Raw genomic sequence first — 13,036 nt, 5'->3', positions numbered from 1 at the left:
TCGTGGCGACCATGAAAGATGTCGCCCGCCTGGCGGGCGTATCGACATCGACTGTTTCGCATGTCATCAATAACGATCGCTTTGTCAGCGACGCTACCCGGGAACGGGTAGAATCCGCGATACGGTCGCTGAATTATGCGCCTTCCGCACTGGCTCGCAGCCTGAAGCTTAATCAGACCCACACCATTGGCATGTTGCTGACCGCCAGTAGTAACCCCTTCTATTCTGAACTGGTGCGCGGCGTGGAGCGTAGCTGCTTTGAGCGGGGCTACAGCCTGGTGCTCTGTAATACCGAAGGGGATGAGCAGCGGATGAACCGCAATCTGGAAACGCTGCTGCAAAAGCGGGTGGATGGCCTGCTGTTGCTGTGTACCGAAACGCATCTTCCGGCACCGGATATCATGACCCGCTACCCTTCCATCCCCACCGTGATGATGGACTGGGCGCCCTTTGACGGCGACAGCGACCTGATTCAGGATAACTCGCTGCTGGGGGGGGGGATCGCCACCCGACACCTTATAGATAAAGGCTATACCCGCATTGCCTGTATCACGGGCCCGCTGGATAAAACCCCCTCCCGCCAGCGCCTTGAAGGGTATCGTAATGCCATGCGTGCTGCCGGGCTGAGCATTGCGCCGGATTATGAAATTGTGGCCGACTTTGAATTTAGCGGCGGTTTTACCGCTATGAACAGGCTACTGGCTCTGGAAACCCCGCCTCATGCGGTATTTAGCGGCAACGATGCCATGGCGCTGGGGGCCTATCAGGCGCTGTGGCAGGCCGGGCTGTCCGTGCCCGGGGATATGGCGATAGTCGGCTATGATGATATCGAACTGGCGCGTTATATGACGCCGCCGTTGACCACCGTTCATCAGGCCAAGGACGAGCTGGGGGAACTGGCCATCGACGTACTGATCCATCGGATGGCTCAGCCTTCTCTGGGTCAGCAGCGGTTGCAACTGACCCCAGAACTGATCGTGCGCGGCTCGACTTAATCGCGACGTCGCGCCTTAATCAGGTTGCGTCCGTCATGGGCGCGCAGCAGCATAAAGATCGCTGCGGCCATGATGGTGACGGCTCCCATCGTCAGGAAGGTGTAGTGGAAATGCTGCACCGTCGTCGAACTATCGCTAAGCCCTTCATAAAAGCGCAATACCGCTGCGCTCACGGCGACGCCCAGACTAATGGATAGCTGCTGGGTCACTGCCAGCACGCTGTTGCCGCTACTGGCGTTATCGTCGTTTAAGTCCGCAAGCGTAATAGTGTTCATGGCGGTGAATTGGGTAGACATCCCCATCCCCAGAATAAACAGCGGTATCAGCAGCTGCCACATCGGCATTTGCGCATCCTGTAGCGCAAACTGGCCAATCATCAGACCGATAAAAATGGTCACGCCAATCAGGGTACGGCGGTAGCCCACGCGACGTAAAATTGGGGTAACGGTAGATTTTGCCAGAATGGAGCCAATGGCGATGGGCGCCATCATACAGCCTGCGATCAGCGCATTATGGCCAAAACCGACCTGCAGCATTAACGGCATCAGGAACGGAACGCAGCCGGTGCCCAATCGGGAGGCGATATTACCGGTGATGCCAATGGAAAAGGTACGTACCTTAAATAGCGGTAGTGCGATAAGCGGCGTGGGGTGGTAACGGGCGTGTAGCACGTAGACCATCAGCAGTAGTATCCCCCCGGCGACCACCGACAGCGACACCAGACTGGCAACGACGCGCTCGCCAAAAAGCTCCATCCCGCTGGAAATGAGCACCAGACTCAGGCCGAACAGCAGAAAGCCGACCATATCAAATCCCCGGCGCGGCGCGGTAAAGTCAGGCATATGGCGGTGAGCGTAGATCAGCCCCAGAATGCCGATAGGAATGTTGATTAGGAATATCCAGTGCCAGCTGGCCCATGTCACCAGTACGCCGCCCAGCATTGGGCCGAGGACCGGTCCCACCAGACCCGGCATGGTGACAAAGTTCAGCACCGGCAGTAGCTCATTACGTGGGTAAGCCCGCAGTAACGCCAGACGCGCTACAGGCATCATCATGGCGCCGCCAATCCCCTGAACCACGCGAAAGATAACCAGCTCCGTCAGGGTACTGGATAACGCGCAGGCCAGAGAGCCCAGGGTAAAGAGCGTGACCGCCAGCATAAAAATACGCCGGGTACCGAAGCGATCGGCCAGCCAACCGCTCACGGGAATCAACATGGCGACCGTCAGGGTATAGCTGATAATGGCGGACTGCATTGCCAGCGGCGAACGGTCAAGGCTATGTGCGATGGCGGGTAGCGCGGTATTGAGTATGGTGGCGTCCAGCGCCTGCATAAAGAAGGCCATGGCTGCAATCCACGGTAGCCCGGCCATACTGCGACGTTTTTTCATTGAGTCAGTGATGTATTCGGTAACGGGGCCAAAAGGAGTGCCTGACAGGCTTGCTCTGCCGCCTGGCTGTCTCCTTTTATAATGGCATTAACAACAGCCTGGTGGAGTTCGAGTTTCACCACGCTGTTGTCAGTAATAAACGAAAAGTAGTTGTAATAGACAGAGCGGAACAGATTTGCGAATGAAGAGAGAAACGGATTGTTGCTCATCGCATAAATTTGCTCATGGAATGCCATATCGACCTCCACCCAGCGCTGGCGATCGAACTCTTTTTCCAGCTCATTCATCTGCGCCATCAGTGTCTGTAATGCTTCACGCTGTGAATCGTTGCCGTTGGATGCGGCCAGCGAGCAGGCCTTGGGTTCCAGAGAGTGGCGCATAACCAGAAAAGCGTCGATGACACGGGGAAAGCTTTCTACCTTCATCCACCAGGTGAGCAGCTCTTTATCCAGGAAGTTCCAGTTACTCTGTGGCATAACGCGGGTACCAATACGCGGCCGCGGCAGCAACATGCCTTTTGCCGTCAGCGTCTTTACGGCTTCCCTTACTGCAGTGCGGCTTACGCCAAACTGCTCGCCCAACTCTATCTCACCCGGAAGAATACTGCCCGGCGCATACTCGCCGTTAAGAATCTGCTGCGCCAGCTTTTCAGCCAGCACCCAGGAGAGATTTTTGCGTGCTGCCTGTTGTTGTGCATTTAAAGACATAGAGGCATTCTCTGAATCGCTGTTATCGGGACTAGTATGCCATTAGCCATAATTATACGGTGGCAAAAACGGCAAATATCACACAAATTGCTGCTTTTTCATGCTTAAAGGCGAAAAAGCATGCGCTTGAAAGTTTTTTTGAATTAACCTCTTGCCAGCACGAATTCAGGCTCTATAATGCGCCACCACTGACACGGAACAACGCCTTACGGCACACCGGGTCAGCGGGACGAAAGCGAAAATAAACGCTTGACTCCCGGGCGGGAAAGCGTAATATACGCAGCCCGCGCCGCTGACAAAACAGCGCGCACTGCTCTTTAACAATTTATCAGACAATCTGTGTGGGCACTCGAAAGCACTGATATCCTGAACGTCGAAAGACGCTAAATGAATATCAAGTCTCAAGAGTGAACACGTAATTCATTACGAAGTTTAATTCTTTGAGCATCAAACTTTAATTGAAGAGTTTGATCATGGCTCAGATTGAACGCTGGCGGCAGGCCTAACACATGCAAGTCGAGCGGCAGCGGAAGGAAGCTTGCTTCCTTGCCGGCGAGCGGCGGACGGGTGAGTAATGTCTGGGGATCTGCCTGATGGAGGGGGATAACCACTGGAAACGGTGGCTAATACCGCATAATCTCGAAAGAGCAAAGTGGGGGACCTTCGGGCCTCACGCCATCAGATGAACCCAGATGGGATTAGCTAGCAGGTAGGGTAATGGCCTACCTGGGCGACGATCCCTAGCTGGTCTGAGAGGATGACCAGCCACACTGGAACTGAGACACGGTCCAGACTCCTACGGGAGGCAGCAGTGGGGAATATTGCACAATGGGCGCAAGCCTGATGCAGCCATGCCGCGTGTATGAAGAAGGCCTTCGGGTTGTAAAGTACTTTCAGTCAGGAGGAAGGGTGTGAGCTTAATACGCTCATACATTGACGTTACTGACAGAAGAAGCACCGGCTAACTCCGTGCCAGCAGCCGCGGTAATACGGAGGGTGCAAGCGTTAATCGGAATTACTGGGCGTAAAGCGCACGCAGGCGGTTGGTTAAGTCAGATGTGAAATCCCCGGGCTCAACCCGGGAACTGCATTTGAAACTGGCCAGCTGGAGTCTCGTAGAGGGAGGTAGAATTCCAGGTGTAGCGGTGAAATGCGTAGAGATCTGGAGGAATACCGGTGGCGAAGGCGGCCTCCTGGACGAAGACTGACGCTCAGGTGCGAAAGCGTGGGGAGCAAACAGGATTAGATACCCTGGTAGTCCACGCCGTAAACGATGTCGACTTGGAGGCTGTGAGCTTGACTCGTGGCTTCCGGAGCTAACGCGTTAAGTCGACCGCCTGGGGAGTACGGCCGCAAGGTTAAAACTCAAATGAATTGACGGGGGCCCGCACAAGCGGTGGAGCATGTGGTTTAATTCGATGCAACGCGAAGAACCTTACCTGGTCTTGACATCCACGGAAGGTCTCAGAGATGAGACTGTGCCTTCGGGAGCCGTGAGACAGGTGCTGCATGGCTGTCGTCAGCTCGTGTTGTGAAATGTTGGGTTAAGTCCCGCAACGAGCGCAACCCTTATCCTTTGTTGCCAGCGATTCGGTCGGGAACTCAAAGGAGACTGCCGGTGATAAACCGGAGGAAGGTGGGGATGACGTCAAGTCATCATGGCCCTTACGACCAGGGCTACACACGTGCTACAATGGCGCATACAAAGAGAAGCGACCTCGCGAGAGCAAGCGGACCTCATAAAGTGCGTCGTAGTCCGGATTGGAGTCTGCAACTCGACTCCATGAAGTCGGAATCGCTAGTAATCGTGAATCAGAATGTCACGGTGAATACGTTCCCGGGCCTTGTACACACCGCCCGTCACACCATGGGAGTGGGTTGCAAAAGAAGTAGGTAGCTTAACCTTCGGGAGGGCGCTTACCACTTTGTGATTCATGACTGGGGTGAAGTCGTAACAAGGTAACCGTAGGGGAACCTGCGGTTGGATCACCTCCTTACCTTTGGATACAGATTTCGCAGTGTCCACACAGATTGTCTGATGAAAAACAAAGAAGCAGTGAAAACCTCTACAGGCTTGTAGCTCAGGTGGTTAGAGCGCACCCCTGATAAGGGTGAGGTCGGTGGTTCAAGTCCACTCAGGCCTACCAAATTCTTCCCCGTACTGCGTTGTTCGCCCACTCGTTTATTTCAATAAACTTCGTGGACTCACGCCTTGTCCGGAAAAGAATTGCATTTGGTATCGAGGTTAACTAACGACTTTGGGGCTATAGCTCAGCTGGGAGAGCGCCTGCTTTGCACGCAGGAGGTCTGCGGTTCGATCCCGCATAGCTCCACCATAACACTACTTCAGAATGTACTTAATCGTGCATTGTGAAGTATCTGCTCTTTAACAATCCGGAACAAGCTGAAAATTGATAATCCATAAACGGGACAACCGTTTAATGGGTCTCTCAAGCTTACAACACGAAGACATCTTCGGGTTGTGAGGTTAAGCGAATAAGCGTACACGGTGGATGCCCTGGCAGTCAGAGGCGATGAAGGACGTGCTAATCTGCGAAAAGCGTCGGTAAGCTGATATGAGGCGTTATAACCGACGATGTCCGAATGGGGAAACCCAGTGTGATTCGTCACACTATCATTAACTGAATCCATAGGTTAATGAGGCGAACCGGGAGAACTGAAACATCTAAGTACCCCGAGGAAAAGAAATCAACCGAGATTCCCTGAGTAGCGGCGAGCGAACGGGGAAGAGCCCAGAGTCTGAATCAGCGTGTGTATTAGTGGAACGGTCTGGAAAGTCCGGCGATACAGGGTGACAGCCCCGTACACGAAAATGCACATGCTGTGAGCTCGATGAGTAGGGCGGGACACGTGTTATCCTGTCTGAATATGGGGGGACCATCCTCCAAGGCTAAATACTCCTGACTGACCGATAGTGAACCAGTACCGTGAGGGAAAGGCGAAAAGAACCCCGGCGAGGGGAGTGAAACAGAACCTGAAACCGTGTACGTACAAGCAGTGGGAGCACTCTTTATGGGTGTGACTGCGTACCTTTTGTATAATGGGTCAGCGACTTATATTCTGTAGCAAGGTTAACCGAATAGGGGAGCCGAAGGGAAACCGAGTCTTAACCGGGCGTTAAGTTGCAGGGTATAGACCCGAAACCCGGTGATCTAGCCATGGGCAGGTTGAAGGTTGGGTAACACTAACTGGAGGACCGAACCGACTAATGTTGAAAAATTAGCGGATGACCTGTGGCTGGGGGTGAAAGGCCAATCAAACCGGGAGATAGCTGGTTCTCCCCGAAAGCTATTTAGGTAGCGCCTCGTGAATTCATCTCCGGGGGTAGAGCACTGTTTCGGCTAGGGGGCCATCCCGGCTTACCAACCCGATGCAAACTACGAATACCGGAGAATGTTATCACGGGAGACACACGGCGGGTGCTAACGTCCGTCGTGAAGAGGGAAACAACCCAGACCGCCAGCTAAGGTCCCAAAGTCATGGTTAAGTGGGAAACGATGTGGGAAGGCCCAGACAGCCAGGATGTTGGCTTAGAAGCAGCCATCATTTAAAGAAAGCGTAATAGCTCACTGGTCGAGTCGGCCTGCGCGGAAGATGTAACGGGGCTAAACCATGCACCGAAGCTGCGGCAGCGACACTCATGTGTTGTTGGGTAGGGGAGCGTTCTGTAAGCCGTTGAAGGTGTACTGTGAGGTATGCTGGAGGTATCAGAAGTGCGAATGCTGACATGAGTAACGATAAAGCGGGTGAAAAGCCCGCTCGCCGGAAGACCAAGGGTTCCTGTCCAACGTTAATCGGGGCAGGGTGAGTCGACCCCTAAGGCGAGGCCGAAAGGCGTAGTCGATGGGAAACGGGTTAATATTCCCGTACTCGGTGTTACTGCGATGGGGGAACGGAGAAGGCTATGTCATCCGGGCGACGGTCGTCCCGGTTTAAGCGTGTAGGCTGACTTTCCAGGCAAATCCGGAAAGTTAAGGCTGAGGCGTGATGACGAGGCACTACGGTGCTGAAGTGACAAATGCCCTGCTTCCAGGAAAAGCCTCTAAGCTTCAGGTAACAACGAATCGTACCCGAAACCGACACAGGTGGTCAGGTAGAGAATACCAAGGCGCTTGAGAGAACCCGGGTGAAGGAACTAGGCAAAATGGTGCCGTAACTTCGGGAGAAGGCACGCTGACATGTAGGTGAAGCCCCTGCGGGTGGAGCTGAAGTCAGTCGAAGATACCAGCTGGCTGCAACTGTTTATTAAAAACACAGCACTCTGCAAACACGAAAGTGGACGTATAGGGTGTGACGCCTGCCCGGTGCCGGAAGGTTAATTGATGGGGTTATGGGTAACCAGAAGCTCCTGATCGAAGCCCCGGTAAACGGCGGCCGTAACTATAACGGTCCTAAGGTAGCGAAATTCCTTGTCGGGTAAGTTCCGACCTGCACGAATGGCGTAATGATGGCCAGGCTGTCTCCACCCGGGACTCAGTGAAATTGAACTCGCTGTGAAGATGCAGTGTACCCGCGGCAAGACGGAAAGACCCCGTGAACCTTTACTATAGCTTGACACTGAACATTGAGCCTTGATGTGTAGGATAGGTGGGAGGCTTTGAAGCGTGGACGCAAGTACACGTGGAGCCAACCTTGAAATACCACCCTTTAATGTTTGATGTTCTAACCTGGCGCCCTAATCGGGCGTGGGGACAGTGTCTGGTGGGTAGTTTGACTGGGGCGGTCTCCTCCCAAAGAGTAACGGAGGAGCACGAAGGTTGGCTAATCCTGGTCGGACATCAGGAGGTTAGTGCAATGGCATAAGCCAGCTTGACTGCGAGCGTGACGGCGCGAGCAGGTGCGAAAGCAGGTCATAGTGATCCGGTGGTTCTGAATGGAAGGGCCATCGCTCAACGGATAAAAGGTACTCCGGGGATAACAGGCTGATACCGCCCAAGAGTTCATATCGACGGCGGTGTTTGGCACCTCGATGTCGGCTCATCACATCCTGGGGCTGAAGTAGGTCCCAAGGGTATGGCTGTTCGCCATTTAAAGTGGTACGCGAGCTGGGTTTAGAACGTCGTGAGACAGTTCGGTCCCTATCTGCCGTGGGCGCTGGAAGACTGAGGGGGGCTGCTCCTAGTACGAGAGGACCGGAGTGGACGCACCACTGGTGTTCGGGTTGTGATGCCAATTGCATTGCCCGGTAGCTAAGTGCGGAAAAGATAAGTGCTGAAAGCATCTAAGCACGAAACTTGCCCCGAGATGAGTCTTCCCTGAGACCTTTGAGTCTCCTGAAGGGACGTTGAAGACGACGACGTTGATAGGCCGGGTGTGTAAGCGCAGCGATGCGTTGAGCTAACCGGTACTAATGACCCGAGAGGCTTAACCTTACAACGCCAAAGATGTTTTGGTGTGATGTTGAGAGACAGAATCAAATCAGCTTGTGACGGATAAACGTTTATGGCCGTGTGTGGCGGTAAGCGGAACAGAATTTGCCTGGCGGCGATAGCGCGGTGGTCCCACCTGACCCCATGCCGAACTCAGAAGTGAAACGCCGTAGCGCCGATGGTAGTGTGGGGTCTCCCCATGCGAGAGTAGGGAACTGCCAGGCATCAAATTAGTGAAAAACCCCGGTCATTGACCGGGGTTTTTTGCGTTTATGGCACGGTAAAAATCGCCCCCTCCTTTGGGAGAGGGCCTGAGAGAATCTGTCCGCTCACACTCCTTTACTGGCGCTGTTGCTTCATCCACTCAGCAATAAAATCGACGATCTCCCGGGGTTGATTGATATCCAGCTGCGGCAGCCCGACATCGAATGGCACATCACTGGCCAGAGCAAGCGTATGGCTGTCTGGCTGCAGTTCTTCTGGCTGGTGACCGCAACCGTCGCGATAAAGCTGAATTTTGGCGATCGCCTCATGTTTAAAGCCTTCCACCAGAATCATATCCAGATGACGGCTATCCATTCTGCCTGCCAGTTGGTACAGATCCGGCTCTGCGCCGTCAGGTGTCTCGGTCATTAATGCCCAACGCTGGCGACTGGCCACCAGCGTTTGGTTCGCACCCGCCTTACGCAGTTCGTAGCTGTCCTTACCGGGTTTATCGACATCCATATCGTGATGTGTGTGTTTAATCAAGCCGGGACGTATTCCACGCTCACGCAACAGTGGGATTAACTGCTTCAGTAGTGTCGTCTTTCCGGTACCGCTCCAGGCGGCAATGGCCAGTAACGGTGGAAGATGGCGTCGTTCCAGATCCTGCGGCGTATTCACATTAATAAAGCAGCTCTTCCTGTCGGAAAAAGTAACCGCATGACCGCCAGCCTGACGCAGGAACACCATTACCCGCCGCTCACCACTCGCCAGATAGCCTTCCAGCATGGGGATCAGCCGTCGATGTACCAGGGCAAGCGTAGGATGGTCCCGCTCGCCGTCGTTTATCCAGACTGCGGGAGCTTTCTCTCGAGCCTGCCACAGCCGTATAGCGAGATCCCGGGGGATATTTGGGGTATCACAAGGGCAAAACAGGAACCAGTCATTGCTCTGGCTCTGCATGGCCGACAGCATACCCGCCAGCGGCCCCGGATAGTCCGGAAGCGTATCGCTAATGACCGGCAGACCGCTTTGCCGGTAAGATTCCAGATTGCGGTTAGCGCTAATAATAATCTGGCCTACCTGGGGAAAGAGCCGGTTAAAGATGCGCTGCCAGAGCGGCTGATCATTTAACAGCAGCAACCCCTTGTCCTGGCCGCCCATTCGGGTGGCTCGCCCGCCCGCAAGAATGACGCCACAAACTTCCGTCAGCCTGGTCATGAAAGTCGCCTCTTTTAATGTGGGTTTGAGCCTGCTAATTTGTCCTGTCACAGGATAAAGGAGCACAGATATGAAATGTAAACGTCTTAACGAAGTGATCGAACTGCTTCAGCCTGCCTGGCAGGAAGAGCCCGATCTAAACCTGCTGCAATTTTTGCAGAAACTGGCTCAGGAGTCAGGTTTTACCGGAGAACTGGCAGATCTGACAGACGATATTCTGATCTATCACCTGAAAATGCGTGGTTCGGCGAAAGACGAAGCCATTCCCGGCCTGAAAAAAGATTATGAGGAAGATTTTAAAACCGCTCTGTTAAAAGCGCGCGGCGTTATTAAAGAGTAAAAGCTTGTAAGCGAATCGTCCGCAAAGCCTGTGAAATGTTATCCTGAACCGAATAACACTTGTATGACCGCGCGGATATCGAATGACAGATAGCGCTTTTCATTTTCAAACATTACACCCGGATACCATACTTGATGCCCTGTTTGAGCAGGGGATCCGGGTGGATTCTGGCCTGACGGCGCTCAATAGCTATGAGAACCGGGTTTATCAGTTCCTGGATGAGGATCGCCGTCGCTATGTGGTGAAGTTCTATCGTCCGGCTCGCTGGAATGCGGAGCAGATCGAGGAAGAGCATCAATTTGCTCTGGAGTTACAGGCTAATGAGGTTCCGCTGGCTGCGCCGTTATCTATTGATGGTAAAACGCTGTTTGAGCATCAGGGCTTTCTGTTCGCTTTGTTTCCGAGCCTGGGTGGTCGCCAGTATGAAACAGATAATCTGGATCAGATGGAGCAGGTCGGGCGCTACCTTGGGCGTATACACCAGACCGGGCGCGGTGAATGTTTTCATCATCGGCCAACTATCGGAATTCAGGAATACCTCCTGGAGCCGCGAGCGCTGTTTGATGCCACCTATCTGATCCCCTCTGCGCTGAAAGCCGCGTTTTTGCAATCGGTCGATGCACTGATCGCAGAAGTAACGGCACGGTGGGACCTTGACTACAGGGCCCTTCGGCTGCACGGTGACTGCCATCCCGGTAATATCCTGTGGCGCGACGGTCCGCTATTTGTCGATTTGGATGACTCCCGTAACGGCCCGGCCGTTCAGGATATCTGGATGCTGCTGAACGGCGATAAAGCCAGCCAGCGACTACAACTTGAAACCATTATTGAAGCCTATGAGGAGTTTGGCTCCTTTAATACCGATGAGTTAAAACGGATTGAACCCCTGCGGGCCATGCGTATGGTCTGGTATCTGGCATGGATAATGCGCCGTTGGGATGACCCGGCTTTCCCTGGAAGCTTCCCCTGGATGAAAGAGGAAGATTTCTGGCGAAGACAAACTGCCACCTTTAATGAGCAGGTCAGGGTTCTACGTGAACCCCCACTACAATTAACGCCCATGTATTAAAGCGATATTTTCAGGAGAGATCTAAATGAAAAAAGTCTGGCTGGCCCTGGCGGGAATGATTCTGGCGTTCAGCGCCTCCGCGGCACAGATCACCGATGGCAAGCAGTACACCACGCTGGATAAGCCTGTACAGGGAGAACCTCAGGTTCTGGAGTTCTTCTCTTTCTATTGCCCGCACTGCTATCAGTTCGAGCAGGTATGGCATATTCCGGCCAACGTGAAGAAAAAGCTGCCGGAAGGCACCAAAATGACCAAGTACCACGTCGAATTCCTGGGGCCGCTGGGTAAACAACTGACTCAGGCATGGGCGGTTGCTATATCGCTGGGCGTGCAGGATAAGATCACGGCTCCGATGTTCGAAGCAGTACAGAAAACCCAGACTGTACAGAGTGTGGCCGATATCCGTCAGGTATTTATCGATGCTGGCGTGAAGGCGGAAGAGTATGACGCCGCATGGAACAGCTTCGTGGTGAAATCTCTGGTTGCCCAGCAGGAGAAAGCCGCTGCCGATCTGCAGCTGCAGGGCGTTCCGGCAATGTTTGTTAACGGTAAATATGCCATCAATATGCAGGGCATGGATACCAGCAGCATGGATAAATTCGTTCAGGAATATGCTGACACGGTAAAATTCCTGGTCGAGAAGAAGTAAACTTCAGCGCTGTCAGAACAGTAAAACGCCGGTCATTGACCGGCGTTTTTGTATTTCTGCTGGATGGCCTCCAGCTGGTCGTCTTTCTCGCCCCACAAGGTATTCAGCCAGAGCTGGAAGCGACGCTTAAAGTTCTTATCGTTAACATAATCGCCGTGCAGGTTTTCGTTGATGGGCACCAGATTGACCCGTACCACAATCCGGGTCAGGCGCCCGCACAGCATATCGTAAAATGGCGAACGATTATTTTCCGGATAGCAGAGGGTTACGTTAAGCAGCTTATCAAACTGCTTTCCCAGCACGTTAAGCGCCATTGCGATACCGGCCGCTTTCGGCGGTAGTAAATTTCTGAATGGTGACCGCAACTGTCGGTGTTTGTCCGGCGTAAACCGTGAGCCTTCCACAAAATTCACAATGGTTGTCGGATGATGGCGAAATTTTTCGCACGAGCGGCGCGTGGTTTCCACATCCTGGCCGCGTTTTTCCGGATGGCGAATAAGGTAGCTGCGCGAGTAACGTTTCATAAACGGCATATCCAGCGCCCAGCAGGCCAGGCCTATAAACGGAACCCAGGCGAGTTGTTTCTTGAGAAAGTACTTATTCATTGGGATCTGCTTACGGAACAGCACGCAGAGCACCACAATATCGGCCCAACTGCGGTGGTTGCAGATCAGCAGGTACCAGTTTTTCTTGCTCAGCCCTTCCAGTCCCTCGATATCCCACTTTAGCCACGGATTAAGGTGCAGCAGTAGCGCCAGCCCTTCACACCAGCAATACATCATGAAGTTGCAGAAACGGGAAATTGAACGCCACACGAAGGGAATGGGGAGCAGCAGCTTGAGCACGCCCGCAACAATGATGGGCACGGAGCAACCAATCGTGACCAGAATAGTGAGGACAACGCTTAAGAGTAAAGTGAGCGTGGCGAGCAATCTCGACATAGTTATTTTTTAGATGGTTAGAAAACGAAAGACGCTGGCAATAAATATGACAGGGCGCAAATCTTATCAGAAAACCGTCATTAATGATGGCACTAAAAGTAACGGACTTTGAAATATCAGGCGCGGATG

At 53.3% G+C, this 13,036-nt stretch carries 8 protein-coding genes, 2 tRNA genes, 3 rRNA genes and 1 pseudogene; 9 read left to right on the top strand and 5 right to left on the bottom strand.

Annotated elements, in window-relative coordinates; translation table 11 throughout:
- Nucleotides 1–2: 2 nt before the first annotated feature.
- On the top strand, nucleotides 3–995 hold the full coding sequence (rbsR, locus tag FEM41_RS05460; RefSeq protein WP_138095027.1) for a ribose operon transcriptional repressor RbsR: 993 nt from the start codon (nucleotides 3–5) through the stop codon (nucleotides 993–995).
- Here the strand turns inward: rbsR and mdtD are convergent.
- Nucleotides 992–2,386: a multidrug transporter subunit MdtD gene (gene mdtD, locus FEM41_RS05455; protein WP_138095026.1), complete on the bottom strand. Its 1,395-nt coding sequence runs from the start codon at nucleotides 2,384–2,386 to the stop codon at nucleotides 992–994. The genes rbsR and mdtD overlap by 4 nt on opposite strands.
- Complete coding sequence (locus tag FEM41_RS05450) at nucleotides 2,383–3,093, bottom strand: FadR/GntR family transcriptional regulator (RefSeq protein WP_138095025.1); 711 nt, start codon at nucleotides 3,091–3,093, stop codon at nucleotides 2,383–2,385. Before FEM41_RS05450 ends, mdtD begins: the two co-directional genes overlap by 4 nt.
- Before the next feature lie 455 nt (nucleotides 3,094–3,548).
- Between FEM41_RS05450 and FEM41_RS05445 the strand changes: the two genes are divergently transcribed.
- From FEM41_RS05445 to rrf, 5 genes are all read left to right on the top strand, one after another.
- Nucleotides 3,549–5,090: ribosomal RNA gene (locus tag FEM41_RS05445) — 16S ribosomal RNA — on the top strand.
- Nucleotides 5,091–5,163: 73 nt separating this feature from the next.
- Nucleotides 5,164–5,240 (top strand) — tRNA-Ile (locus tag FEM41_RS05440).
- A 113-nt stretch (nucleotides 5,241–5,353) separates the two neighbouring features.
- Nucleotides 5,354–5,429, top strand: a tRNA-Ala gene (locus FEM41_RS05435).
- Nucleotides 5,430–5,579: 150 nt separating this feature from the next.
- A 23S ribosomal RNA gene (locus FEM41_RS05430) occupies nucleotides 5,580–8,486 on the top strand.
- 105 nt (nucleotides 8,487–8,591) lie between these two features.
- Nucleotides 8,592–8,707: ribosomal RNA gene (gene rrf / locus FEM41_RS05425) — 5S ribosomal RNA — on the top strand.
- The 16S, 23S and 5S rRNA genes sit together here with 2 tRNA genes alongside, the layout of an rRNA operon.
- 115 nt (nucleotides 8,708–8,822) lie before the next feature.
- Here the strand turns inward: rrf and mobB are convergent.
- Nucleotides 8,823–9,350, bottom strand: coding sequence for a molybdopterin-guanine dinucleotide biosynthesis protein MobB (gene mobB, locus FEM41_RS24825; RefSeq protein WP_241666619.1), 528 nt, complete (start codon nucleotides 9,348–9,350; stop codon nucleotides 8,823–8,825).
- Nucleotides 9,342–9,899 (bottom strand): annotated as a pseudogene (gene mobA, locus FEM41_RS24820) (molybdenum cofactor guanylyltransferase MobA); the annotation flags it as partial. The pseudogene mobA and the gene mobB, both read right to left, overlap by 9 nt.
- Before the next feature lie 79 nt (nucleotides 9,900–9,978).
- Here mobA and FEM41_RS05415 point away from each other — a divergent pair.
- The 3 genes from FEM41_RS05415 to dsbA all read left to right on the top strand — a co-directional run bounded on the left by FEM41_RS05415 (nucleotide 9,979) and on the right by dsbA (nucleotide 11,966).
- Nucleotides 9,979–10,248, top strand: a complete 270-nt coding sequence (locus tag FEM41_RS05415) for a YihD family protein (protein WP_138095023.1) — start codon at nucleotides 9,979–9,981, stop codon at nucleotides 10,246–10,248.
- An 82-nt stretch (nucleotides 10,249–10,330) separates the two neighbouring features.
- Complete coding sequence (locus tag FEM41_RS05410) at nucleotides 10,331–11,317, top strand: serine/threonine protein kinase (protein ID WP_138095022.1); 987 nt, start codon at nucleotides 10,331–10,333, stop codon at nucleotides 11,315–11,317.
- Between the two features lie 25 nt (nucleotides 11,318–11,342).
- Complete coding sequence (dsbA, locus tag FEM41_RS05405; RefSeq protein ID WP_138095021.1) at nucleotides 11,343–11,966, top strand: thiol:disulfide interchange protein DsbA; 624 nt, start codon at nucleotides 11,343–11,345, stop codon at nucleotides 11,964–11,966.
- A 32-nt stretch (nucleotides 11,967–11,998) separates the two neighbouring features.
- Here dsbA and FEM41_RS05400 read toward each other — a convergent pair whose 3' ends face one another.
- Entirely contained in the window at nucleotides 11,999–12,907 is a 909-nt protein-coding gene (locus FEM41_RS05400; RefSeq protein WP_138095020.1) for an acyltransferase, read from the bottom strand.
- Nucleotides 12,908–13,036 lie beyond the last annotated feature (129 nt).

This window comes from Jejubacter calystegiae (assembly GCF_005671395.1).
Lineage (GTDB): Bacteria > Pseudomonadota > Gammaproteobacteria > Enterobacterales > Enterobacteriaceae > Jejubacter > Jejubacter calystegiae.
Note: the sequence above shows the minus strand (reverse complement) of the source record. Positions and strands in the feature narration are given on the sequence as shown.